Annotated in this window: 26 protein-coding genes, 1 rRNA gene and 1 other annotated feature; all 27 genes read right to left on the reverse strand. The window is 47.2% G+C overall.

Features of this window, described 5'->3' with window-relative positions; translation table 11 throughout:
• A 16S ribosomal RNA gene (locus EL84_RS06895) occupies positions 1–1,008 on the reverse strand; the annotation flags it as partial.
• Between the two features lie 543 nt (positions 1,009–1,551).
• Positions 1,552–3,171 (reverse strand): LysM peptidoglycan-binding domain-containing protein, encoded by a 1,620-nt coding sequence (locus EL84_RS30740; protein WP_053061405.1) that lies wholly within the window; start codon positions 3,169–3,171, stop codon positions 1,552–1,554.
• Between the two features lie 195 nt (positions 3,172–3,366).
• The gene (ilvE, locus tag EL84_RS06905; RefSeq protein WP_017692630.1) at positions 3,367–4,251 is read right to left on the reverse strand and encodes a branched-chain-amino-acid transaminase; all 885 of its coding nucleotides are present in this window, start codon (positions 4,249–4,251) and stop codon (positions 3,367–3,369) included.
• 148 nt (positions 4,252–4,399) lie between these two features.
• The gene (pheA, locus tag EL84_RS06910; protein WP_047841177.1) at positions 4,400–5,272 is read right to left on the reverse strand and encodes a prephenate dehydratase; all 873 of its coding nucleotides are present in this window, start codon (positions 5,270–5,272) and stop codon (positions 4,400–4,402) included.
• Entirely contained in the window at positions 5,269–6,237 is a 969-nt protein-coding gene (thrB, locus tag EL84_RS06915; protein ID WP_047841178.1) for a homoserine kinase, read from the reverse strand. Before thrB ends, pheA begins: the two co-directional genes overlap by 4 nt.
• The gene (thrC, locus tag EL84_RS06920; RefSeq protein WP_047841179.1) at positions 6,234–7,304 is read right to left on the reverse strand and encodes a threonine synthase; all 1,071 of its coding nucleotides are present in this window, start codon (positions 7,302–7,304) and stop codon (positions 6,234–6,236) included. The genes thrB and thrC overlap by 4 nt, the downstream gene beginning before the upstream one ends.
• 115 nt (positions 7,305–7,419) lie before the next feature.
• The gene (locus EL84_RS06925; RefSeq protein WP_017692626.1) at positions 7,420–8,706 is read right to left on the reverse strand and encodes a homoserine dehydrogenase; all 1,287 of its coding nucleotides are present in this window, start codon (positions 8,704–8,706) and stop codon (positions 7,420–7,422) included.
• A gap of 58 nt (positions 8,707–8,764) precedes the next feature.
• Positions 8,765–9,202: an ACT domain-containing protein gene (locus tag EL84_RS06930; RefSeq protein ID WP_017692625.1), complete on the reverse strand. Its 438-nt coding sequence runs from the start codon at positions 9,200–9,202 to the stop codon at positions 8,765–8,767.
• 229 nt (positions 9,203–9,431) lie between these two features.
• Positions 9,432–10,742, reverse strand: a complete 1,311-nt coding sequence (gene obgE / locus EL84_RS06935; RefSeq protein ID WP_036673545.1) for a GTPase ObgE — start codon at positions 10,740–10,742, stop codon at positions 9,432–9,434.
• 17 nt (positions 10,743–10,759) lie between these two features.
• Positions 10,760–11,557: a Spo0B domain-containing protein gene (locus EL84_RS06940; RefSeq protein ID WP_235193928.1), complete on the reverse strand. Its 798-nt coding sequence runs from the start codon at positions 11,555–11,557 to the stop codon at positions 10,760–10,762.
• 90 nt (positions 11,558–11,647) lie between these two features.
• A complete protein-coding gene (gene rpmA / locus EL84_RS06945; RefSeq protein ID WP_017692622.1) occupies positions 11,648–11,959 on the reverse strand; it encodes a 50S ribosomal protein L27 in 312 nt (103 codons plus the stop codon).
• A 23-nt stretch (positions 11,960–11,982) separates the two neighbouring features.
• Positions 11,983–12,312, reverse strand: coding sequence for a ribosomal-processing cysteine protease Prp (locus EL84_RS06950; protein ID WP_047841180.1), 330 nt, complete (start codon positions 12,310–12,312; stop codon positions 11,983–11,985).
• A 14-nt stretch (positions 12,313–12,326) separates the two neighbouring features.
• On the reverse strand, positions 12,327–12,638 hold the full coding sequence (gene rplU, locus EL84_RS06955) for a 50S ribosomal protein L21 (RefSeq protein WP_017692620.1): 312 nt from the start codon (positions 12,636–12,638) through the stop codon (positions 12,327–12,329).
• A gap of 14 nt (positions 12,639–12,652) precedes the next feature.
• Positions 12,653–12,737: a sequence feature (ribosomal protein L21 leader region), on the reverse strand.
• A 56-nt stretch (positions 12,738–12,793) separates the two neighbouring features.
• Positions 12,794–14,044 carry an Rne/Rng family ribonuclease gene (locus EL84_RS06960; protein ID WP_036605911.1) on the reverse strand — a complete coding sequence of 417 codons (1,251 nt, stop codon included), beginning with the start codon at positions 14,042–14,044 and terminating at the stop codon, positions 12,794–12,796.
• 106 nt (positions 14,045–14,150) lie between these two features.
• Entirely contained in the window at positions 14,151–15,011 is an 861-nt protein-coding gene (locus EL84_RS06965; protein ID WP_036605910.1) for a M50 family metallopeptidase, read from the reverse strand.
• On the reverse strand, positions 15,004–15,852 hold the full coding sequence (locus EL84_RS06970; protein WP_047841181.1) for a M23 family metallopeptidase: 849 nt from the start codon (positions 15,850–15,852) through the stop codon (positions 15,004–15,006). Before EL84_RS06970 ends, EL84_RS06965 begins: the two co-directional genes overlap by 8 nt.
• A 149-nt stretch (positions 15,853–16,001) precedes the next feature.
• Positions 16,002–16,796 carry a septum site-determining protein MinD gene (gene minD, locus EL84_RS06975; protein WP_036605908.1) on the reverse strand — a complete coding sequence of 265 codons (795 nt, stop codon included), beginning with the start codon at positions 16,794–16,796 and terminating at the stop codon, positions 16,002–16,004.
• Between the two features lie 3 nt (positions 16,797–16,799).
• The gene (gene minC, locus EL84_RS06980; protein ID WP_017692615.1) at positions 16,800–17,462 is read right to left on the reverse strand and encodes a septum site-determining protein MinC; all 663 of its coding nucleotides are present in this window, start codon (positions 17,460–17,462) and stop codon (positions 16,800–16,802) included.
• A gap of 74 nt (positions 17,463–17,536) precedes the next feature.
• On the reverse strand, positions 17,537–18,070 hold the full coding sequence (mreD, locus tag EL84_RS06985; RefSeq protein ID WP_036673543.1) for a rod shape-determining protein MreD: 534 nt from the start codon (positions 18,068–18,070) through the stop codon (positions 17,537–17,539).
• The gene (gene mreC, locus EL84_RS06990) at positions 18,070–18,942 is read right to left on the reverse strand and encodes a rod shape-determining protein MreC (RefSeq protein WP_047841182.1); all 873 of its coding nucleotides are present in this window, start codon (positions 18,940–18,942) and stop codon (positions 18,070–18,072) included. The genes mreD and mreC overlap by 1 nt, the downstream gene beginning before the upstream one ends.
• A gap of 185 nt (positions 18,943–19,127) precedes the next feature.
• Positions 19,128–20,162: a rod shape-determining protein gene (locus tag EL84_RS06995; RefSeq protein WP_017692612.1), complete on the reverse strand. Its 1,035-nt coding sequence runs from the start codon at positions 20,160–20,162 to the stop codon at positions 19,128–19,130.
• Between the two features lie 183 nt (positions 20,163–20,345).
• Positions 20,346–21,035 (reverse strand): RadC family protein, encoded by a 690-nt coding sequence (gene radC / locus EL84_RS07000; RefSeq protein WP_036673540.1) that lies wholly within the window; start codon positions 21,033–21,035, stop codon positions 20,346–20,348.
• Between the two features lie 37 nt (positions 21,036–21,072).
• Positions 21,073–21,684 carry a Maf family protein gene (locus tag EL84_RS07005; RefSeq protein ID WP_036673538.1) on the reverse strand — a complete coding sequence of 204 codons (612 nt, stop codon included), beginning with the start codon at positions 21,682–21,684 and terminating at the stop codon, positions 21,073–21,075.
• A gap of 94 nt (positions 21,685–21,778) precedes the next feature.
• The gene (locus tag EL84_RS07010) at positions 21,779–22,021 is read right to left on the reverse strand and encodes a DUF4321 domain-containing protein (protein ID WP_047841183.1); all 243 of its coding nucleotides are present in this window, start codon (positions 22,019–22,021) and stop codon (positions 21,779–21,781) included.
• Positions 22,022–22,166: 145 nt separating this feature from the next.
• Positions 22,167–23,396, reverse strand: a complete 1,230-nt coding sequence (locus EL84_RS07015; RefSeq protein WP_053061406.1) for an SPOR domain-containing protein — start codon at positions 23,394–23,396, stop codon at positions 22,167–22,169.
• Positions 23,397–23,512: 116 nt separating this feature from the next.
• Positions 23,513–24,832 carry a UDP-N-acetylmuramate--L-alanine ligase gene (gene murC, locus EL84_RS07020; protein WP_047841184.1) on the reverse strand — a complete coding sequence of 440 codons (1,320 nt, stop codon included), beginning with the start codon at positions 24,830–24,832 and terminating at the stop codon, positions 23,513–23,515.
• A 56-nt stretch (positions 24,833–24,888) separates the two neighbouring features.
• Positions 24,889–26,265, reverse strand: a complete 1,377-nt coding sequence (locus EL84_RS07025; protein ID WP_047841338.1) for a bifunctional folylpolyglutamate synthase/dihydrofolate synthase — start codon at positions 26,263–26,265, stop codon at positions 24,889–24,891.
• Positions 26,266–26,320 lie beyond the last annotated feature (55 nt).

Consider the following 26,320-nt stretch of genomic DNA (forward strand, 5'->3'; position numbering starts at 1 on the left):
GATGTCAAGACCTGGTAAGGTTCTTCGCGTTGCTTCGAATTAAACCACATACTCCACTGCTTGTGCGGGTCCCCGTCAATTCCTTTGAGTTTCAGTCTTGCGACCGTACTCCCCAGGCGGAGTGCTTAATGTGTTAACTTCGGCACCAAGGGTATCGAAACCCCTAACACCTAGCACTCATCGTTTACGGCGTGGACTACCAGGGTATCTAATCCTGTTTGCTCCCCACGCTTTCGCGCCTCAGCGTCAGTTACAGCCCAGAGAGTCGCCTTCGCCACTGGTGTTCCTCCACATATCTACGCATTTCACCGCTACACGTGGAATTCCACTCTCCTCTTCTGCACTCAAGTCACCCAGTTTCCAGTGCGATCCGGGGTTGAGCCCCGGGATTAAACACCAGACTTAAATGACCGCCTGCGCGCGCTTTACGCCCAATAATTCCGGACAACGCTTGCCCCCTACGTATTACCGCGGCTGCTGGCACGTAGTTAGCCGGGGCTTTCTTCTCAGGTACCGTCACCTTGAGAGCAGTTACTCTCCCAAGCGTTCTTCCCTGGCAACAGAGCTTTACGATCCGAAAACCTTCATCACTCACGCGGCATTGCTCCGTCAGGCTTTCGCCCATTGCGGAAGATTCCCTACTGCTGCCTCCCGTAGGAGTCTGGGCCGTGTCTCAGTCCCAGTGTGGCCGATCACCCTCTCAGGTCGGCTACGCATCGTCGCCTTGGTGAGCCGTTACCTCACCAACTAGCTAATGCGCCGCAGGCCCATCCCCAAGTGACAGATTGCTCCGTCTTTCCAGTTTCCTTCAGGCGAAGAAAACAACTATTCGGTATTAGCTACCGTTTCCGGTAGTTGTCCCAAGCTTGAGGGCAGGTTGCCTACGTGTTACTCACCCGTCCGCCGCTAAGTATCAAGGAAGCAAGCTTCCTATCAACTCCGCTCGACTTGCATGTATTAGGCATGCCGCCAGCGTTCGTCCTGAGCCAGGATCAAACTCTCCAATAAAGTATTGAAAAGAGCGATAAGCTCATTTTGAATCTGACGAGATTAAAATCTCATTTGTGCTCCAGTCGATTCAAGCCAAGGCTTGTTTCAAACTTTCGCGTTCATTCTGCAAGCAGAATGCTTACTCACTCGTTGTTCAGTTTTCAAAGATCAAACTTATTTCAATATCTCTTGTGTTTCCCGTGTCAGCCGTGTATTTCAGCGGCGACTTAAATAATATATCATACGGCTGAATGTAATGCAACAGTTTTTTTTCATTTCTTTTCTTTAGTAGTTTTACATTAGCTAAAGCTATCATATCCGTTCCCTATCTTGTCCTATCATATTAGGTCATGCTCATAGGGTACAAATATTTTAACACATTTATGAAAGGGTTTACAATAGCTTCTTAATAAAATGCTTTCTATTATTTCCTGAGCAACTATCTCCGTTATGTGCAACTCAATGTTCACTCAAGTAAGCGGGAAGCCAGCTCTCTATTACAGAGCTGGCTTCCCGCTTATATAACAGGTCCCTCACTTATTCATCAATCAAATCCTCAGGTTAGTTTTGTATCCATGGATTACGACGCTTTTTATCGGATTTCCGTTGGTTGGAAGTAGCTGCACCCTCTCTGGATATTTTCCCGGACACGGATACCTTGGATTTATTCTTCAGAGGAGCCTTGCTTGTTCTGCGTTTTGCAGCGGCCGGCTTATTCCCTGCTTGCTTAGACTTCCCTTCCGAATCTGATCCAACCTCTTCAATTACCTGACTTAAGTTAGCGTCTTCACGCCCCCCTTTTTTGCCACCCTTCCCTTGCCCCTGAGGAGGATACATTTCACCAAATGCTCCAAGCGGGGATGGGGGAACCATGTTCTGAGTAGGGTACGGATTCTGATAAGCATACTCAATAGGCTGGTTTGGCATCGTTGATGTGGACATTTCAGGCGGCATACCGTACGAAGGACCGTACATATTCCATGCCGGATCCTGATAACCATGAGAAGGATAAGTATACTGAGGCATATGTGTATGTGAGCCACATCCGCATGGAGGGTACGGAAGCATTGAGTATGGAGATATGAAAGGCGGCTGATGATTCATATGACTAGGTGCTACATACGTTGGGAATGGACTATTCACTTCGCCAGCTGGCGCAATCGGAAATGAGTTGTTTTGCATGTCTGCGGACAGATTCGGCATAACGTTATTGTGGTTATAACCCTGCTCCGCGCCAGTCCACGGACTGTTAGGCAGATCGCTGCCACTATAAGGACTAACTTCCAGAATCCCTGGAAACGATGCATTGTTACTCGCTCCAGCCGTGTACATGTCTTGCTGAGCACCATACACCTCTTGTACAGGAACCGGGATTTGAACATAAGGGTGCTCGGCTGGCGCATGATGCAACTTATTACCACAACCACAAGGCTTTTTCGTTGCTGGTGCAACCTCAGTTGGAGACTTTGTGTTAGGCATTACAGGCAAAGGCATAATTTCAGGCGAAAGATTAGGCATTGTGTATTTCTTGGATTCTGCTACCGGTTTTACATAAACTTCGGGTTTAACCTCTTCTTTTTTATGCGTTTCCTTTTCGGGTTTCACTTCAGGAAGCTCCGGTAACTGGGGCAGTACCTCCAGTTCAGGCTTCACATTCGGCTTCTCCATATTGGCTGGTGGTGGAGCAGGCACCGGAACAGGAACCTCTGCTACCGGAGCAGGGGGAGTTGGCGCTACTGGAGCCGGTGGTTCCGGTTCTTTGACTCCCGTGTATTCCTTACCTTCAGGTGACAACTTTTCATGAGCAGCAATATTGCTGGCACCCGAATTAGATGTGCTGTTTCCTTGTGCGTGCATAGATGGAATATAAACTGTCTCCCCCACCAGCAGAGCGTTCGGATTTTTCAACTGTGGATTGGCATTGACCATGTCTTTTAAAGGAACTCCCCAGGCTTGTGCCAACTTCCATAACGAATCTCCTTGTTGCACCTTGTGACTGTGGAGCACACCCTCCGGTTTCGGTGTTACTGGCTCTGCAGGGATTTTGACCTTCATGCCAATATCCAGCTTGTCGGGATTTGTGATTTGCGGATTAGCCGCGATCAATTTGTCCAGCGCTACATTGTATTTTTGGGACAGCAGATATAATGTGTCGCCTTTTTTCACCATGTGTATTTTCACAGGGAACTAACCTCCTAGACGTCATACTTGGGCAGTACATTCGCCCATACCGTTACTACATCCTATGCAGAAACCGGGCTAATGACATCAACTAAACAAAAAAAATCCTCCTGTCTCTAAAATCCCCATACGCCAGGTATGCAGAATTTTATCGGACAAGGAGGATTCCTGTTCCCTATGTTATGCAATTCTAACTTAAGATTCCCACACTTTATATCCATCTTTGTCAACAATCTGACGGAATGCTTCCAGCAGTCTCAGCGTTACCGGACCTGCTACTCCCGTGCCAATTGTTCTTCCATCGACTTCATATGCAGCGATAACTTCTGCAGCTGTCCCGGTGAAAAAGACTTCGTCTGCGATATACACATCATGCAGGGTGAATGGCACTTCTTTTAATTCAAGCTCCAGTTCGCCACATAGATCGATAATCGCTTGACGTGTAATCCCTTCAAGTGCTCCGAGATAACAAGGCGGCGTGTACACTACACCATTTTTGATGATGAAGATGTTATCACTTGAACCCTCAGTTACGTAACCTTGGGAGTTCAGCATAATCGCTTCACCGGCACCTGAATAGTTAGACTGGATTTTAACCAGGATGTTATTCAGATAGTTTAACGATTTAATTTTTGGATTCAATGCGTCCGGAATGTTCCGGCGTTGGGATACAGAAACTGCTTTCAATCCAGTAAGATAAGCTTCCTCCGGATAGATCGCCAATTGCTCCACGATGATGATTACGGATGCCTTAGGGCAACGTAACGGGTCCAACCCCAGATTACCAGGGCCACGCGATACAATAAGACGAATATAACCATTACGCATATCATTGCGGCGTACCGTTTCAGCCATGACTTCCAGCATCTCATCAATGGACAGCGGAATGTTCAAACTAATGGATTTTGCCGAATCATACAAACGATCCAAGTGGGCCTTACATCTGAAAATATTTCCGTTATAGATCCGAATACCTTCGAAAATCCCGTCTCCATACAAAAATCCATGATCATACACCGAAACGGTTGCGTTCTCCTTGGTCACATACTGACCATCCAAATAGATCCATTGTTCTGCCACTGATGACTGCACCTCCATAAAATATCCATTCCCTGTACTCCGAAACGTTATTAACCCGTCCATTGTACACCAAATGACAAGCCATTACTCGCTCATTCTACCCCGACTTATGACAACCTTCTAACATTCCCAAACACCATCAGGTCAATTATCTCGAAGGATATGTATAACAAGGATAGCTACCCAGAACACGCACCTGACAATTCAATGCTTCAATCTCTGCCATGGCTGCGGTAAGCAATACCGAATCGACCGTTTCCACAACATCAATGTAAAAATAGTAACTGCCCAATCGTTTCTTCGTTGGACGAGATTCGAGACGGGTCAAGTTCAGCTTCCGCCATGCAAAAGCTGACAATACCTGATGCAACGCACCCGGTGCATCTTCTGGCAACGTCACCAGCAAGCTGGTTTTTACATGATCCGGTTCACGTGGAATGTTTACAGGTTCATGGCCGATGAGCACAAAACGAGTGTAGTTGTTGTCATGATCTGTAACCCGCTCAGCCATAATGTCCAGACCATGCTTCTGAGCAGCAAGCTTTGTACCGATCGCCACCCAGCCCTTACCCGGATTTTTTTTCACAATTTCTACAGCTTCGGCTGTACTGTTCACACCTTCAAGGTCGGCCCCAGGCGAATGCAGCCGAATAAAATTCTGACACTGCGGAATAGCCACAGGGTGAGACATAATCTTGGTGATTCTACCAAAATCATACTCGCCACTCTCTGTCTTAAATTCCGAGCCATGTCCAATCACATTCTGGATGGATGGGTATACCCACTCTGCTTGCATCGGAATGTCTACTTCATTCACAAGCCAGTCCATATGAAGACTAACAGAACCTTCAATGGTATTTTCAATCGGAATGACACTGTATTGTGCAATCCCGCTATCCGTTGCTCGAAAAACATCCGAAATGAGCTTGGAGTGAAGCAAATCTAATGGTTCCCCGTTGAAAAGGAAATCAATTGCCTCATGAGAGACTGAGCCTTCAGGTAATACTGCAATTCGTTTCATGCATTAACTTCCCCTTTGATTCTGTCCAGAAAAGGACGTTCGTCTTGATCAGGCAGCACGGTTACACCGTCCAAATCCGGATTGAGCCACAGTGCAGAAGCTGATATGCCCTCCCGCTCCATGGTGTCCAGCAAATATTGTTCCAATCCCGCTTTGCGGGTGTCATGACGATCTACCAAAGTCAATACGGTCGGGCCAGCTCCGCTCAGGGCAGCTCCCAACGCTCCATGATCAACAGCATGTTCCAATATCTCAGCCATGCCTGGCACCAATGATGCCCGATATGGTTGGTGAATTCGATCTGACATCGCCTTCTGAATCATATCCAGTCGTCCACTCGCCAAAGCGGCAACGAGCAGTGAAGATCTGCTAATGTTATGCACCACATCAGACATGCCAAATTGCTCTGGAATCACATTCCTTGCTTTTGAAGTAGACAGCTGGAATTCAGGTACAATAACCAAAGCCTGCAGATCCTGGTGTGGTTCAATACGTATATGATCTACCTGTTGACCATTCCATGCAGCCGTAATAATACCGCCATACAGAGATGCTCCCACATTATCAGGATGCTTCTCGAGGGATGTGGCCATATCCAGAAGCTTGGCATCGGATAAAGGTGCACCAATTAATGCATTCGCTGCTGCCAATGCACCAACGATGGCCGATGCACTGCTCCCGAGTCCCCGCGTAAGCGGAATATCGGAATACATGGAAATCTCCAATTCAGGGATGGACACCCCAGCTTCGTTGAATACCATCTGTGCCACTTCGTAAATCAAATTCGATTTGTCTGTTGGCAGGCCTGTCAAATGATTGCCGTGAAGATGAAATGACGTCTGCTCGGCAGGTTTCATTTCCAACCAGGCATACAAAGACAATGCCATGCCCAGGGTATCAAACCCTGGACCTAGATTGGCTGTGCTTGCAGGTATTTTTACGGTTACCTTTTCACGCAAACTCATACAGATTGCTGCTCCAGTTGTGCAATAGCCGCCATTACTGCTTCTTCCGTATCTTCAACAACAAGCGGCTCAGTCGCTACCGTTTTGATCGCAATATTAGGATCTTTCAGGCCATTACCTGTCAGTACACAAACTACAGTCTCTCCGCCTTTAAAGTACCCTTCACTCTTCAGTTTGTATACACCGGCAAGGGAAGCCGCAGAAGCAGGTTCAGCAAAAATTCCTTCCCGAGAAGCAAGTGTACGATACGCTGTCAGGATTTGTTCATCCGTTACATAGTTGATCTGTCCACCAGATTCCTCAGCTGCAGCTACTGCCGTTTTCCAGCTCGCCGGATTACCGATTCGAATCGCTGTTGCTACTGTTTCAGGTTCAAGGATCGGCTCATCTTTGACAATGGCCATTGCACCTTCAGCTTCAAAACCAACCATACGTGGAAGCGTGCTGGACTTGCCTGCCTCTTTATATTCTTTGAAACCTTTCCAATAAGCCGAGATATTACCCGCATTACCGACTGGGATAGCCAGAACGTCAGGCGCTTCGCCCAGTTGTTCAATTACTTCAAACGCTGCTGTCTTCTGTCCTTCAATCCGGAACGGATTCACAGAGTTTACAAGTGTGATCGGATGTTTGGCTGTGATCTCACGCACAATCTCCAGTGCACGGTCAAAGTTACCATTGATCGCAATCACCTTAGCTCCATAGATCATGGCTTGGGCCAGTTTACCCAGTGCAATGTTGTTATTCGGGATCAGTACGATACAATTGAGGCCACCACGTGCGGCGTAGGCCGCTGCAGCTGCTGATGTATTACCTGTGGATGCACACATGATCGTACGGCTGCCCTCTTCCATAGCTTTGGCAACTGCCATAACCATACCGCGGTCTTTGAAAGATCCCGTAGGGTTCAAACCTTCGTATTTGAAGTAAACATTCAAACCGAGCTCCTCAGACAGATTCTCTGCATGAATCAACGGTGTATTTCCTTCCTGAAGTGTAAGCAGGGGTGTATTTTCATTAACTGGAAGGTGCTCTCTGTACGTTTGCAAAAGTCCTTGATATCTCATTGTGGGTAAACTCCTTTATGTTTTAATAATCTGAAATGATGACCTGTTGAACCGGATATGATTAACTTGTACGTTATAACTGAAATAATTGAGATGTCGTATGGGATAAGGACAATTATCCTTCGACCCGGTAGACACTCTTAATGCGGCGAATGACGCTGAGTGATTCAAAATGTTTTAACACTTTATCCATGCTTGCCTTACTTGCATTATGTGTAACGATAATGATCTCGGCATCCGGGTTGTGCTCATTCGGCTGTTGAACAACCGACGCCAGACTGACATCATATTCTGCGAAAATTTGTGTGATTTGTGCCAATACACCGGCTTTGTCGTCTACGTGTAGTAAAATAAAGTTTTTCGACACGATCTGCTCGTCGCTTTGTAGTCGCTTAATCTTATAAGGCACAATTGCTTTGAGACCGTTCACGCCAAGTTTAAGGTTTTTGGTAACCGCCACAATGTCAGCTACAACCGAAGTTGCCGTTGGGAGTTCTCCCGCACCCGCACCGTAGAACATCGTCTCCCCTACAGCTTCACCGTGTACATATACTGCGTTGAACACACCGTTGACTGAAGCAATCGGGTGATTCTGTCTAACCATTGTCGGCTGAACGCTGATCGTGATCTCATCGCCAATACGGTCCGCAATACCAAGTAACTTCATCTCATAGCCCAATCTTTTGGCATACATAATGTCTTCTCGAGTTACGGAGGATATTCCTTTAACGGTTACATCCTTCAACTCCACATTGGTGCGGAAACCGAGTGTACTCAATATCGCCATTTTGCGAGCTGCGTCAAGTCCCTCCACATCGGAAGTTGGATCGGATTCGGCGTATCCCAGAGCCTGTGCTTCAGCCAGTACTTCTTCATAGGATGCACCTTCCTGACTCATTTTGGTCAGAATAAAGTTCGTTGTTCCGTTCACAATCCCCATAATGCGGGTAATCCGATCAGAAGAGAAACCTTCAATCAGCGTACGAATGATTGGAATCCCTCCAGCAACACTCGCCTCATAGAACACGTCACATTGTTTTTCCTGTGCCTTCGCCAAAATCTCTGTACCATGCAGTGCCATGAGATCTTTGTTTGCTGTTACGATATGTTTCCCACGTTCCAACGCTTCAAGAATATACTCCTTCGTCTGATCAATGCCGCCCATGACTTCAACGATGACATCAATATCCGGATGACGAATGACTTCCCAAGGATCTTCCGTAAGCTTGGCACGGTCTACAGCAATAACACGTTCTTTCTCAGTATTTTTCACTGCGATCTTCTCGATGACAATCGGCGATCCAACCTGACTGCTCAGATCCTCCTGATTCCCTTCCACAATGCGAACGACTCCCGTTCCGACAGTTCCCAGACCCAACAATCCGACTTTTACCGGTTTCACTAACGATCTACCCCCTAATGTCTATTCTTGTCCGTCAGTCCTGTATGTTAAAGCCTAATTACCCTTGGCCTACAATACGTGTACGTCTTACGCCAGGCATATCTTGCATTCGATCCAGCATTTCACCAATTTCGCCATGAAGATGTGTTGTTTCCACCGAAATGACAACATTGGCTCTTCCCTGAAGCGGGATACTCTGATTAATCGTGAGTACATTAGCTCCATAACCAGCTACATGTCCAAGCACACGAGACAAGATCCCTGACTGATGCTCCAGATCAATGGAGATCGTTACAATTCTCTCGCGCTCAAGCTGGTTGATCAGATGAATCCCATCCTTGTACTTGTAAAAGGCACTCCGGCTTAATCCGACCTGTTCAACCGCCTCATGCACTGTTTTAACATCACCAGAAGCCAGTAGTTCTTTTACCTGCATGGTCTTCACCACTGCCTCTGGTAAAATATCTTCCCGTACTAAGTAATAGCGTTCGTTCACAGAACGTCCTCTCCTCAAAGACTCATGTATTCATATAGTGGACATTATATAGGATCTATGACAAAAGGGCAATACATGACACGCCTATTTTTTGAAATACGTTCCTCACAGTATACAAGTTTATCCCTCTCCCATGTCAGGAAAAAACAAAAAAAACGCAGAGTTGCGGGTCAACTTCCCACTTCTCTGCGTTCCTATATCAATCTGTCTCTCCACGGAAGACGGCTACTTAGTAGTAACTGCTACCTTCCACGAATTCGAATTCAAAGTCTCCAATACGAACGATGGTGCCTTCTACAGCTCCGCGCTTACGCAACTCAGCATCCACACCCATATAACGCAGTGTACGTGCGAGTTTCAGTATAGCCTCGTGCGAGTTCAGTTGCATCCGTTTCATCATGCGGTCAATCTTGGCACTTTCGACAACGAACATTTCATTCTCACGCACAATTTTGAAACCATCGTCTTCTTTTTTGTCCAGACTGTATACTTTACGTTCAGATACATCTGCTACCTCTTCAACCACTCGCTCGTCTGGAGCCTGATCCAGCAGATCAGCTGCACGATACAGAAGTTCTTGAATCCCTTTACGAGTCAAGGATGAAATTGGCATCACTTCAATATCAGGTTGCACTTCACGAACTTGCTGTAAAAATTGCTCCAGGTTCGCTTCAGAGTCTGGCATATCCATCTTGTTAGCTGCTACAACTTGCGTTCTCTCGGCGAGAAGCGGATTGTACAACTTCAATTCGTCATTGATTTTCTGCCAGTCTTCAAAAGGATCGCGTCCTTCCGAACCCGACATATCTACGACATGAACAATAATACGAGTACGCTCGACATGACGCAGGAACTCATGTCCCAGTCCGACTCCTTCATGCGCACCTTCAATCAGTCCAGGCAGATCAGCCATGACAAAGCTTCGGCCTTCTCCTACACCGACTACACCCAGATTCGGTGTAATGGTTGTGAAATGGTATGCACCGATCTTTGGCTTGGCTGACGAAACGACAGAAAGCAATGTGGATTTCCCGACACTCGGGAAACCAACCAGACCAACATCTGCCATAACTTTCAGTTCGAGTACGATGTAACGCTCTTGTCCTTCTTCACCGTTCTCAGCAAGTTCAGGTGCAGGATTGTTCGGTGTAGCAAATCGGATGTTCCCTCGTCCGCCCCGACCACCACGAGCAATAACAACCTGTTGACCGTGACGTGTCATATCCGCCAGTACTTCTCCACTGTCTTCATCCAAGATGATAGTTCCTGGTGGAATGCGCACAATCATGTTCTCCGCGTTTGCACCATGCTGACTTTTGTTACGTCCCTTCTCACCACGTGGGGCCTTAAAGTGACGCTGGTAACGAAAATCCATCAACGTACGCAAACCTTCATCCACGCGGAAAATGATGTCAGCTCCTCTGCCTCCATCGCCCCCGGCAGGTCCGCCGTTTGGTACATACTTCTCACGACGGAACGAAATAATTCCGTCCCCTCCATCTCCGGCTTTTACATAAATCTTCGCTTTATCTACAAACATTGGTTAACCCCTTCTTCCTATATTCCACACGGCATTCTGAATTGTATAAACGTATCCTCAGACGGAAACTGCTCCGTTCTGACTTTTTTTCCTTTGAGTACGGCAGTAAGCTGCCGCAGTGTTTCCGGATCGGGTGTTTGATCCCCGTCCAGTCGGACAACCACATCTCCATGATCCTGTCCGAAGTTTAAGGTCAGTTTGCGAACCTCTCCCCAAGAAGACCGGCCGCCGCCATATTGATAGGCCCTGATTGCATCAGCAATCGCCCCGGTAAGTGACTCGCCATCCTCGGGAGAGACCAGAGCACTAAGCTGCAACTCATCTTCTATTTCCACATGCAAGTCCAGCGCAATTCCACTGGCACGAAAAGACTGAAGATAAAATACGAGGGAAGGAATACCTAATCTGGAGATTCGGCTTTCTTCTGTAACCCGCTCTTTTATTCTTTCCACACATTGCAAGGATTTATCAAGTTTGCCCAGCCGAAGATATCCATATAACACCTGAAGGTCGTTCATCCAGTCGTGTCGATGATGATTTAATGAAGCAATTGCTGTTTTTTCCATGGATTGTATGATGGCTCTGCGTTCCGCCTCCGCCTGTTTCTTCATCGCATTCACAGAAATGAGCAATACTGCGACGGACCACAATGCGCACACGACGCTTGAGATCATCGCCGGATACAACATAACGAAAACCAAAGGAATCAGAAGTGAACATGCCGCAATCCACGGCACTCTTTTCCAAGATTTCATGGCTTCTCCCCGTTCTACAAAACTCGGTTGGTCTACACCCACCGTAACCAAGTATAACATGTCTTTTCTGCCAGTTCATTATCGAATAACCGTTGAATACAAAAAACCTTCGGCAAAAATGCCGAAGGCTCCTTAGGCGGAATGCCGATATTACGCTTCTACTGCTGCTGCTACAGGAGCAACATTAACAGGATAGATGCTTACTTTTTTGCGGTCGCGTCCCCAACGTTCGAATTTTACAACGCCGTCGATTTTCGCGAACAAAGTGTCATCTTTACCGATGCCAACGTTAGTTCCTGGGTGAATTTTCGTTCCGCGTTGGCGAACGAGAATGCTACCACCAGTTACAGTTTGACCATCAGCACGTTTAACACCCAGACGTTGAGCATTACTGTCACGTCCGTTCTTCGTGGAACCTACACCTTTTTTCGATGCGAATAACTGAAGATTTAATTTCAACATGATTGGTTGTCCTCCTTCTTTGATTATTTGAATTGCTGTATTTTAATATACTTCCCGTATGACTCTGCAATATTAGAGAGCATAACCACCATGGATTCGAGTAACAATTGTACCTGGGACCAAGTTTCCCCTCTCCCTAACAAAGGTAAAGAACCACTTAAAAAGCCATTCTTCATCTTGGCATCCATTTCGACACCGGTCAATGTTTCAATCGAGTTCACCGTACCCACTGTAACAGCGGATACCCCGGCACATACGATGTCTTCTCCCCGCTTGGCAAAATTAGCATGCCCTTCAATGGAAAAACGTTCGATGTTCCCGTCCTCATCACGAAAGATTTGAACGATAATCACTTATCGCACCTTCTTTACGCTTTGATTGTTTCGATAGTTACTTTAGTGTACGGTTGACGGTGACCTTGCTTCACATGGTAGTTCTTTTTAGGTTTGTATTTGTATACGATAACCTTTTGTCCTTTGCCATGTTTCTCCACTTTAGCCGTTACAGTAGCTCCAGAAATCAATGGTGTACCTGCTGTCAAACCTTGATCGTTAGATACAGCCAGGACACGGTCGAACGTTACGCTTTCGCCATCGTTCGCAGTCAATTTCTCGATGAACAGAACATCGCCCTCTTGGACTTTGTACTGTTTGCCGCCTGTTTCAATAATTGCGTACATTTGCCTTGCACCTCCTCATGTCTCAGACTCGCCCGTTCTCAGGTGACAGTGTCCTTGCGGAACTGTTCTTATACCCGGCCAGTGCGGTTACAGCATGTGCAAGACCATTAGGCTAAACACATACTTGAAGATTATATCACGCAATATATCAAAAATCAATGTAATGGTGAAATATATCTTTTTCCCGTACCATGACAGGAAGAACACGGCTCCACATAGGGCAACGTACTCTCTTCCCGCACTTTCTTACGGGTAAGTTCGAGCAAACCCAGCTTGGTCCAACCCATTACAAACGCTTTGGTCCGATCCTTCTTGAGCTCACCCTCCAAGGTTGCTGCGACTTCATGCCGATTCGATGCTTCCTCCATATCAATGAAGTCGACAATAATCATGCCACCGATATCTCGCAGGCGCATCAGACGAGCAATCTCCACTGCTGCTTGTATGTTGGTCTCTGTCACGGTCTCTTCCAGACTGTCACCGCCAGCTCCCGTATATTTGCCTGTGTTCACATCCACTACAGTCAGAGCTTCGGTATGATCAATAACAATGTATCCGCCTCCGGGCAACCACACTTTCCGAGCAAAATCCTTATTCAACTGTTCCTGCACACCATAGGCAGCAAAGATGGATTCTGTTCCTCGATACACCTGTACTTTGGGTTGATGACCAGGACTAATCTCTTCGAGCAATGCTTTTACCTCACGGGCTTGTCCTTCACTATCAGTGATGACTTCGTCACTCCCTGGCGTATACACATCTCTGATGATTCGCTGTACCATGCTATGATCCCGATGCAAGAGGCTTGGTGAAGGCAAACTGTCCGCTTTTTCACGAATCAGATACCACTGCGCGCGTAATGTTTCCAAGTCCGACTTAATGGCTTCATGCTGCTCTTCTCCAGATACGGTCCGAATAATAAGTCCTTCTTCATCCCGCCTCAGTTGCTCCCCAAGTGCCTTAAGACGGGAACGATCCCCTTCACGGGCAATTTTCTTGGATACCGCTACATAGTCAGCAACAGGCATGTAGACAAGCCAACGGCCCGGGAGTGAATAATGAGTCGTCACCCGGGCTCCCTTGCCTCCTACCGGTTCTTTCAGAACCTGAACAATGACTTCCTGACCCGGACGAAGCAACTCCGAGATGGAAGGCTTCACCTTGGGCTGTTTCTCCAGATGGGGATGCAACACATCGTCCACATAGAGAAACGCATTCTTTTTCTGACCAATATCCACAAAAGCAGCTTGCATACCTGGTAACACATTCACGACCCGTCCCTTGAAAAAGGAACCCAGCAGTCCACGATCACGTGTACGCTCTGCCGTAAATTCCACAGCTTTGCCTTCTTCCAGAAGCGCCATTTGCATGAGGTTATGTTCATTATGTACTATCATTTGTTTCATGGCTTCACCTCTAGAAGACAATTCAAATCATCCACATCCATTTCAGTATCTTTTCAATTCTCATTGTACATATATTAACCCATTTCAGAACAGGTCCACCAGAACACTACAATTTATTACCATTTTGTTGAAAATAGGAACCGATAATCCGTTGCTCAGGCAATACGGCCATAATTCGACCCTGTCTGTTCATCACGTATACCATATGGTATCTTTCTCTCTTTAATAGACGCAAAATAGTGTCCAAAGGTTTCGCCGGGAATGAGATTATTGGCTGCGCCAAACTGCCAGTAGCCGCGTGACGAGCAAACGCACCCTCTCGATTCATCAGAAAACGAATAAAGCGATAGGGCACATTTCGGTAATCCGTTACGTTGGAATAGAACAAAAAAAGGCCGATTAACAGAATGTTGAGCGGTAGGCCGTAGTCTCCAGTAAACCATCGGCTGATAGCATATAAAATAACCCCTACGCTACACAGAATGCTAATTCTGTAAGTCCACATTAATGTTGTATAGTAAGGTGCCCACAGACTGACAAGTGCCTGAACAACTTTACCTCCGTCCAGAGGAAGTACAGGCAGCAGATTAAATAGGGCAATGAGCAGGTTCCCCTGAATGATATAGTTGAGAAATACCGGATCGCCCAGATTGCCATACTGCAACAGCATAACCACGCCAACCATCAGGATGTTTTGTAATGGACCAGCCAGAGCAATCATGATTTCCCGGTAGGCCGTGATCGTACCTCCATCTTCGATAACCGCAACTCCTCCAAAAGGAAGCATCTGGATCGACAAGACACGATAGCCCAGAAGTGCTGCCGCCGCAGCATGTCCACATTCATGAATGAATACGATGGCAAACAACGTAATAAGCTCAATAAAATGTCCAGTCAGAAGGGAGGCCATCATGATAATTACAAAAAACGGATGAAACGTAATATGGACTCCCCACACCCTAATCAAGGGCAACAACTTCCGCCGGGTCTACGTACTCCTCCCCCTCTTTGACTGCAAAATAGAGCGTGGCCGGTTGTTCACCACCCCTAGCCTTGAGACTACCCACCGGATTCCCCGCTTCCACCCAATCATTCACGTTCACTTCACTTTCGTTCAGCCGACCGTATATTGCCGTGACATTGCCTGTATGTTGGATGACAACTGTGAATCCACTTGCTGCATCTCCGATAACTTCCATGACACGCCCAGCATCAGAACTTGCGACCTGTATAAGTTCTGCACCTGCGGCATCCGGAACGATCTCAATTCCCTTCATGCTCAGCGCGAATGGCTGAACCACTGTGCCTGAGATCGGTTTGCCCAGTAACTGCCTTACTTTCAATCCGTTCACAGCATCCGTCGTATGTCCGAGGACCGGAAGAAACGAAGGCGTTCCTCCAAAATGCCGTTCATACCAAGCCGCTGCTGAGGCAAAATCCATATCCCGATGGAGTGCATCCGCAATTACTGTTTTGGGTGATGTCGTCCACGATGTATCCAACTGAAATAGACCCCATACTCCGCCAAATATCAAAGCGCTAATAACCGTCCGTTTGAGAAGTGACTTGAACAGGTTGAATCTCGAATGCCCCCCTGGAACGAAATGACCATTCTCTTTTTTCCACAACCATTCCGGATCTCTTTCCTGTGTCCCCTCACTAGGCGTAAATGGTTTTGGGTGTATGATCTCATTCTTGTCCAACAGTGAACCTAATTTCTGCTCCTGTAAGACCTCCACAGTGGCACCATCCATCAGTCGCCGAATGCGTTCTTCTCGTCTCTGCTTGATTCTGAGTTTCGTGTTCATGGAATGTCCTCCCGCCGAGGCTTGTTTACTACATCCTATGAAGAGGTGGTTGATAATATGAACAAGCCTGCCCGCAGGTAACAAAAAAAGCCGGGCTATAAGCCACGGCTGTCATGTAATCAGATAATCAATAAGTCCATTTAAATGAGTTAACCCATTCCCAAGAACTTTTTGAAACGAGTAAAAGCTCCCTTTTTCTGCTCCAGCTGCATCAATGGGACCGTATCTCCCAGAATGCGTCGTGCAATGTTGCGATACGCAATCGCCGCAAGTGAATCCGGATTCATGACCGTAGGTTCTCCTGAATTGGCCGCTTTGATGACCAGTTCATCATCAGGCACGATGCCAATCAGGTCAATATTAAGTACTTGTAAAATACCATCGATATCTAACATGTCACCCGATTTAACCATATTATTGCGAATTCGATTCACCACCAGCTTTGGTGATTGAATGTGCGAACTCTCCAGCAGGCCGATGACACGATCCGCATCACGTACTGCAGCATTTTCCGGTGTAGTGACCACGATGGCCTGATCTGCTCCTGCTACCGCATTTTTGAAACCCTGCTCTATGCCGGCTGGGCAATCAATAATGACGTATTCAAAATCTTTTTTCAATTCAAGGATAATATCCCTGACCTGTTCTGGCGACACTGAGTTTTTATCTCTCGTCTGCGCCGCAGGCAACATATATAATTCTTCGAAACGCTTGTCTTTGACCAAAGCCTGATTCAGACGGCAGCGGCCGTCCGCAACGTCGCACAGATCGTAAATAATACGGTTTTCGAGTCCCATCACGACATCCAAATTACGAAGGCCGATATCGGTATCTACCAGACAAACCTTTTTGCCGAGCAGCGCCAGCGCTGTCCCGATGTTTGCCGAGGTGGTTGTTTTACCCACGCCGCCTTTACCCGAAGTGATCACGATCGCCTCTCCCATGAGCTACACTCCTTTAAACACATTAAAATCTCGGCGTAACCGAACGATATTGCTCATTTTGTCTATCTGCATCTGATTGTCCTGTAAGTAAGCAAATTCCATTCCGGTCTCTCGGCTCTCCCATTCATCGGGAGGACGACTGATGATATCCGCAATCCGTAGCTGCGTCGGTGCAAATACCGAAGCGGCAATAATCGCTTCCTCGTCCCCGCCAATTCCGGCATGAGCCATACCTCTGAGTGAACCCAACACATATATATCTCCGGTACACGTCACTGTGCCCCCCGGATTGATATCCCCAAGAAACAGGAGATTTCCTTCATGATGAAGCACCTGACCTGAACGCACCATACCACACATGGTTACAATCGGCGGTGGTCCTTTAACCTCCGGTTGGAGTGCAGGTGAGTCGATGGATCGAATAAGCAAATTCCCTTTTTGCTTCAATATATCGAGGATTGCTTCTTTCTGGTCCTCTGTCACTTCGCGGGCACCCAACTTGATATCCACATGAACAATCGGTCCGGTCAAAATATTTTGATGGCTGTGTTCCAGCTTATAGCGGAGCTCATAGAGCAATTCCTCGAATTCACATTGATCGTCCAACAGGAAAACCAGGCCGTCTCGGATGCCTTTAATCGTTACGTGATTCGATTTTACCGTCATAAGCCTGTCCCTCCCATCTCATTACATTTCGTGCCCGGGGCCCCAAGTTCCTGCTTTGCGCTCCATAAATGTATTTAGGAAGCTTCTTCTGTCTTGCTCCGTCTCTTGCCGATCCGCTCCAGTTGTTTCCGAAGGGGGACATAAATGATCAAGGCAAACACAAAATGAATGAACAAATTAGGAATCATGTATTCAATCAACGCCCAGTCAAAGGTCACGTGGTTAAGTTGGAAGAGCTTGTACAGGAAAAATAGCATGGTGTCATTAAGCAGACTTCCCAAAATGACAACCGATACCATAACCGGCAAGGGTGCACGAGGTGCTTGAAAAATGAGTCCCATCATATATGCCGATAATCCCATCGAGAATCCATAAGGTCCAATCATCTCGCCGTAGAATACAACGTCATGCAATAGTCCAAAAAATATACCGAGTACTAGTGCCGTGTGACGATGATGATATACAGCGATAAACAAAATTACGATATAGACCAGATTGGCAGAAATACGCATCTGCCAGCCAGAAGGGATGAGCAGTGGCAAAATTGTGCCTTCTGCAATGAACAAAAGGAATAGTAACAGGAACAAAACTTGCTTACGTGTTACCATTATTCTTTTACCTCAGGCGGGATAATGACAATCAACTCTTTCCAATCAAGGAAGCTTGCGTATGGTTTGATAATCGCAGTTCGCGTTAAACCGTACTCCCCAACTTCAACCTTTTCCACTTCACCAATCCGCATGTACTTCGGAAAGTTATTGATGATCCCCGAAGAGATGATCTCATCACCCTTTTTGATGTTTGAATCCTCCGAGATTTTGGTCATCTTGAGCATGCCCGTCTTCGGATCGTAGCTCTCAATCATACCAAACACTTTCTCTTTACCTACCGCCGTTGCTGCAATGGCATTGGATGTCGGATCATTGGCGTCCATGGACGTTAACAGATTAACCGTTGATGTATATGAGCTGACATGACTGATCACGCCGACCAGCCCTTCCTGGGAGGTAACGGCCATCCCCGGCTTGATTCCCGCATTTTCACCGATATCAATGTTAATGGTTCTGCTATTTGGATCCGAATTGGCACTGATAACCTGAGCAATTCGTGAACCGTAATTATAGCGATTCTTCTGTTCTTCTGTGAAATTGAGCGCTTTCTGAAGCTGCTCATTCACTTGCTCCATATCATTGTATTTCAGCCGATCTCGAGTGTAGTGACCCATCGCGATGCGGAGCTCTTCATTCTCTTCATATACCGTACGCATGTTCGCTACATCTTTGAAAAAGCCCGCTACATAGGAAGCGGGCTTGTAAAATACGTATTGTACAAATCCAACTGAATCCTTCAGGAATTTCTCCGGCCAGGATAGAGTGGTTCGCGGACTGAGCGTAAAGCCCATTAACGCGATAAATGTAACAAGGCCCACCAGCAAAACAAAAAGTCTTTTGTTGCCTAGCAGTTTAAACAGTTCGAACACCCTCTAACATCCATATTCTCTTCCGAGCCATGCCCGGCGGGGAGACTGTCAGACCTGTAGTCCCTGCGAGAATATCAGCCGATCCTCCCCTGTTAAGCGGGTAATAGCTCATCCCCGGGGTTAACCGGGTCCTCTATAAAGATATCTTGCCACTTGGTCGCTATGCCAAGTTAGGCAAATACCAATTAACGTTTGGAACGAACTGCCGAACTGCTTCTGCTTTTGAACAAATGAATATTCTCTAGCGCTTTACCTGTTCCGATGGCTACACAATCCAGCGGGTTCTCAGCCACAATGACAGGCATTCCTGTCTCACCAGCGAGAAGCTTGTCCAGGTTGCGAAGCAACGCCCCACCACCTGTAAGAACAATACCCCGATCCATGATATCGGCAGCAAGTTCAGGCGGGCATTTTTCCAGTGTTACTTTTACCGCTTCAACAATTGCATTCACGGTATCAGCCAGCGCTTCACTGATCTCGTCCGAAGTAATCGTAATTGTCTTCGGCAGACCTGTTACAAGGTCACGTCCACGAATTTCCATCGTTTCTACTTGCTCCAATGGCATTGCTGATCCGATGTCCATCTTCAATTGCTCCGATGTACGCTCACCGATCATGAGATTGTATTGGCGTTTGATGTACTGGATAACGGATTCATCCATCTCGTCACCTGCTACACGAACCGAACGGCTCGTTACAATACCACCAAGAGAGATAACAGCCACTTCCGTTGTACCGCCACCAATATCGACAACCATACTACCCGTTGGTTCCCATACAGGCAGATCTGCACCGATTGCAGCAGCAAAAGGCTCTTCAATCGTATAGGCTTCACGTGCTCCAGCCTGTTTGGTTGCATCTTCAACCGCACGTTGTTCTACTGCCGTGATCCCGGATGGTACACATACCATCACGTTTGGATGACGCTGGAACATGGAGCGTTGTTTTTGCGCCTCACGGATGAAATATTTGATCATCGTTGCCGTTGTATCGAAATCGGCAATAACGCCATCTTTCATTGGACGAATGGCACGAATGTTACCTGGTGTACGTCCAATCATTTTTTTGGCGGCTTCACCTACTGCCTCGATGCTATTTGTATCTGTCCGTATAGCGACAACCGAAGGTTCTCGCACCACAATTCCTTTTCCTCGTACATAAACCAACGTATTTGCTGTCCCCAAGTCAATACCCAAATCTTTCGTAAAACCACCAAACATAACATAATCTCCTTTTCTGCCTCATATAGCCGCTCCATTCTGATCCAGAGCGTAATAATTTTATTCCCACGCAATACGTGGAGCTAATATTCGCATTTGTTTTTTTGCATTTGTAAAGTGAACCTATCTTTTACGGACAACGCCGTTAACATTCATAGGAAAACATCAACGCCAACCATTATATTATACTAAGCCCTTCTCCTTCAAACTTACGTACGTTCCATCTCCGATAATAATATGATCAAGCACGTCAATGCCAACAATAGCGCCTGCTTCAATCAGTCTCTTGGTTATTTGGATATCCTCCGGACTGGGCGTAGGATCACCACTCGGATGGTTGTGTGCGCACACAATCGATGCGCTGCTGCATTTGATGGCAGCCCGGAACACTTCACGCGGATGTACAATCGAAGCGTTAAGGCTGCCCATGGAGAGTGTTTCCTGGGCAATAATATGATTTTTGCTATTCAGAAAGAGACATACAAAATGTTCTTTTTGCAAATAACGCAATTGTTCCATCAGGATATCAGCTGCATCACGCGGTGTACGAATTGAAGTCGACTGTGTGAGTCTGCTTTTGGCAATCCGATGACCCAGCTCAATGCCAGCTTTCAATTGCACAGCCTTGGCATTGCCGATCCCTTTCATCGCGGTCAGTTCTTCCAGACTCAAATCCATCAACGAGCGAATGCCACCCGCTTCGGCCAGAATCCGCTGTGCCATATGCACCGCGGATTCCTGTCTTGTGCCTGTTCGAAGTAAAATTGCCAGCAATTCAGCATGGCTTAAGGCGCCCGCCCCGTATTCCATCATGCGTTCTCTCGGGCGTTCTTCCTGGGGGATGTCGCGCATCATGTATTGAGGCGACTCCATATGTTCCCTCTTTTCATTTCACAACATTTGGCTTCATTCATGTTCGTGGCAACACATGTACGCCGAACCCGTCCAACATATCACTTAACAAAGATAGCGGCAAGCCAACCACATTAAAATAACATCCTTCAATGCGGTCGATCAGTGAAGCACCAATGCCCTGAATGGCATATGATCCTGCCTTATCCGAAGGCTCACCTGTCTGCACATAAGCACGGATGGTCGCATCCGACAGCTCTTTCATCGTTACATCGGTCTGGCGGTAATGAACTAACGACTGTCCATTGCCCGCATCAATACAAGCGACGCCCGTAAACACCCGATGTACGCGGCCCTGCAGCCTTGATAACATACGTTCAGCATCCGCTTCGTCTAAGGGTTTGCCTAGAATCTCACCATCCAGAACAACAACGGTGTCACTACCAACAATAATGGCTTCCTGCTCGCGGCCTTCAAGCCCGCGATACACGGCAAGCGCCTTGCGCAAAGCAAGTTCCTGTACCGTCTGTTCAGGTGTCCACTCTGGTGGTGTATCTTCATTGGCATGACTTGGTATTACATCAAACGCTAGGTGGAGTGATGCGATCAGTTCTTTACGCCGAGGCGATGTGGAGGCCAGAATAATAGGGCGCTGTTGTGTGTTATCCAAAATGAACGGCTCCTTATGCCACGGCAACATCCTGTCCGGATCACGATAATAGATGTCACTGGTTTAATTTTTTTCGTCATAACTCGTCATTCTCCTACAGTCTGCGATACAGCCACACAGCGGCAATCATACCGATCAGACTCAGAAGGCTCATTTGAAATTGAAGTGAAATATCATAACTGATAATATCCAGATCAGCCTGTGGCGACCAACGTATGGTCGTGGCTTTCGTAAGAAAGGCTACTGCCTTTACAGGCTGCAGTGCCTTGGCGATCCACGCTCCGGCCATCCAGCCGAGCAGCAGAAACAGCAATAACATGCCGAAGTTTTTTTTCATCGGTAATCTTCCCTCGCCATTTTTTGACACCCACATTATTATACGGGGTTTTGTACGTCAATACAAACACAAATCCGGCAAGGGGAACTATTTCCAGTTCCTTGCCGGATGGGTATTTCCAAGCGTTGTTATGGGAAAGAGCATGTTACTGCTTTATCGCTTCGAGCCATTTTTTCTGCTGCAGTACATATTCCATCAGATCGGACTGCACGGACCACATGTGTACATCATCCGGGTTTTTGTTGTACTCTGCGATAGCCGTAATTGCACTGTTCATTGATTTCTCCATTCCACCAATAATAGGTTGTACATCTGCGGTCAGGCCAGGTGTAAGACTACTCAATCCGGTCAGCCATGACTGGTGCTTATTTTGAATCGCGGTCATCGTTTCTGTAGAAACTGCTGCCGGAGCAGACTGTCCCAGCTGCTGAATGGACAAAGTAGATAATTGTTCCACCAGTGCAGAACTGTTCGTGAAGAAAAGCTGCACATCCTCTTGCTTGCCACCGAATATAGCCGGATTGATCTCAGGGTTCACGATCTCCTTGACATACAGTTCGACTCCCTGCGCTTTTAGCCTGGAGCTAAGTAGCTTGGCCTCTTCACGATCAGCCGAAATGCCTGCATATACTCGATTGCCATCTTCAGGATCAGAACCTGCGGCTATCCCTGCCTGAGCGAGCTCAAGCTTGGCCTGCTCAGCACGTTCAGGAGAACTGAATACACCGTATTGAAGTGCATAATACGTGCTGCCAGTCGTAGCTGTCTGAAGTTGCTGTTCTGTACCTGCAGCCCCCTCCTGACCTGTCACAGTGGAAACTGCCTGATTGACGGGCAGAAGATCGCCTGGCTTCGCGGCTCCTTCTTTATTAAAAAATGAAAGAATAACCATACCAAAAAGCGCTCCGGTAACAAGTGCCCCAGTGACAGAACCAATCATTTTCCATCCCCTTGGAGGTCGATTGCGTTTATAGGAATAGTTCTCCGAATCTGCAAGCCAGTCGTGGCCTTGATCATCATGGGTATTGGACAGATCACGACGCTCTTCCTCCGGATTATCGGTATGATTAACATAACCGTAACCGGAACGGTTCCCAAAATAATGGGCCTCATCCAAGTTCAAGTTCGAATCATGGCTCACCCGCTCGTCAGGTTCAGGTACAGTAGAGCTTGTCAGCACCGTCTCTCCCCAGTCTCCGGGGATATCCTCAGGCGTCCATGATGGGGTTGTATCCATCTGCTTAGGCGTTAGCGGTTGATTATGCGGTAATTCTTCACTTAACGTCACCAATGGACTGGACGCAGATATCCTCTTGTTTTCAGGCTTGTCCGACTCATGATCCCCGAAGCGAAACGTCATTCTAGCATTGCTCACCCGTACCCTCTCCTTTGTCCCATTTATATAAGCTATATGCAGAGACTGGAGAATACATTCCATATAACGCAAAAAACGCCTGCTTCGTATCGAAGACAGGCGATTTCTCAATTGATCTATTTCAAACCTTTGGCAAGTGTATCGCCGACTTTCCAAATATCACCTGCGCCCATCGTAATCACAAGATCTCCTGGCTGCAGACGATGTTGCAGATCAGCTACCACTTCTTCTTTTGTAGGAAGGTAACGTGCAGAAGCATTACTGTTTTGAACGATCAGTTCAACCAGTCGGGCTGAGGTTACCCCTTCGATCTGTTTTTCGCCCGCAGGAGAATAGATGTCCGTAATAAGCACCTCATCCGCTTCCGCGAAAGCACGACTGAACGCATCCAGCAGGAAGAACGTCCGCGTATAACGCTGTGGCTGGAATACCGCAATAATGCGTTTGCCCGTTGCTTTGGCCGCACTAATGGTAGCTTCAATCTCAGTCGGGTGATGAGCATAATCATCGATGATCAGCATATCGCGCGCCTCGCCCAATACCTGGAATCTGCGTTTGGCTCCGTGGAATTGGATGATGGCTGCTACAATCTTCTCAAATGGAATGCCCGCTTCCAAACAGGTAATCACAGTAGCCATTGCATTATAAACGTTATGCTTACCCGGCACTGATAATTCCACCGTGCCCATAGCAGCACCCTGATGATTCATCGTAAAGGAGATACGGCGATCGCCCAATACAATATCCGTTGCCGTATAATCTGCGGCACGATCAATACCATAGGTTGTAATCCGTGACTTGAGTTCTGGCAAAATCGCTTGAACATTCTCGTCGTCAGAACACACAATCGCTGTTCCTTCCGGACGAATCTGGCTCAGGAACTGCACATAAGCCCTTTTGAGCTCCTCAAAATCACTGTTGTAATTCTCCAGATGATCTGCCTCAATATTGGTTACAATACCGAGCCATGGATGGTACTGCAAAAACGAACCATCGCTCTCGTCCGCTTCAGCGACTACCCAGTCGCCTTGACCGGCCTTCGCGTTGGTACCCACATTCATGATTTCTCCGCCAATAATGTATGTCGGATCTGTATCACATTTATCCATAACAAGTGCAATCATGGATGAAGTGGTTGTTTTACCATGAGCCCCAGCTACAGCCACACCTTTACGTTCGTTCAACAAACGTGCAAGCATCTGGGAACGATGCAGAATCGGAATGTTCAGCTCTGCAGCTGCTACCCGTTCCACATTATCAGCAGGCGCTGCCGTAGAGTAGACAACCAGATCTGCTCCAGTGACGTGCTCTGCCGTATGTCCGATATATATTTTCGCTCCCTTGGCTGCCAACTTCTCGGTCAACTCCTGTGAAGCGACATCCGATCCGGTAACGGTGTATCCCATTTCCAACATAACTCTTGCGATGGCACTCATGCCATATCCGCCAATCCCTATAAAATGAACGTGTTCCGATGTATTTAACAAAACTTTCACCAACCTTTTTCAGAATCGGTTTGATGCAAAAGGGCTGCCCGCACATCCGCAATCAGGTACAGTGTGCCGGAGACCACCCCCAGATCTTCCGCTTCCGTCCGTGACTTCAATAGATCAAGTGCCTTTGCCCATTCGGGCTCGACGATGATTTCCAGTTCCTGCTTCGCAATGGCGGGACGTACCCGTTCGACAATCTGCAGCAATTCGGCTGCATCCATTTTGCGTCGGAAATCTGGCTCGGTCAGGATCAGCGTATCCACTAGTGGCAGTATATGCTGCAAATACGCTTCGTGATGCTTATTTGCCAACATACCCATCATCAAAATTAACTTGTTGTGCGGATAGACATCCATAATGCTCTTGGCCAGTGACTCTGCCCCTTCCGGATTATGTGCTCCATCTAGCACAATTCGGGGTTCATCGACGACTTTTTCGAATCTTCCTGCCCAGAAAGCATTCTCCAGTCCAAGTGCAATATCGTTGTCATCCAGCATAAATGCCATGTATTGTCTAAGCAATTCAAGCACCATAAGTGCGGCCGCTGCATTGTCACATTGATGTGAGCCCTGCATGCGTATGCGAACGTCCAGATCACGGAACGGGCCTGTAAAATGAAAAGATTGTCCGTTCTCATTGCTGTCCAGTCTATGATAAGAGAATTGATCTCCAGCCAAATACACGCTTGATTGAAGCTGCTGTGCTTTCTCCTGAATCACCTTCACAGCTTCGGGTTGAGTCGCGCAAGTCACAACGGGTACTCCCGGCTTGATAATACCTGCCTTTTCTCCAGCAATCTGCTCAATCGTATCTCCAAGCACATCCGTATGATCCATACCAATGTTCGTGATGACGGACACAACAGGTGCGACAATATTCGTTACGTCCATCCTTCCCCCTAGCCCCGTCTCCCATACCACAACGTCAGGGTAACACTCCTCTGCATAGTACAGAAGCGCCAGAGCCGTGGACACCTCAAACATCGTGGGTGATCCAAGCGAAGTGGAGGCCATTTCCATGACCAGTGGACGTAATCGGTTCGAGAGCTTAAGCAGGATTTCTTCAGGAATATCCTCACCGTTGTATTGAAAACGGTTTGTAAACTTGGTGATATAAGGCGACGTAAAGGTACCCACATCATATCCAGCCTGAAGAAGCACTGACGTCAAAAAAGCGCAAGTCGAACCTTTGCCGTTCGTTCCCGCGACATGAATAAATTTGAGACGTTGGTGTGGATTGCCTAACATGGACATCAGACTCTCGATTCGTTCCAATCCAGGTCGGATGCCAAAAGGAATAAGGCCATTGATCCAGTCCACGGCCTCGTTATACGTAAGTAAAGGAGCTGCTGCATCTGTCCCGTCTAATTCCGTCATCTGATTCACCTTCGGTCCCGAGTTTGAGTGAAAAAAGCGGCCGGATGGCATAATG

Origin of the sequence: Paenibacillus sp. VT-400 (genome assembly GCF_001029205.1) — a bacterium.
GTDB lineage: Bacteria > Bacillota > Bacilli > Paenibacillales > Paenibacillaceae > Paenibacillus > Paenibacillus amylolyticus.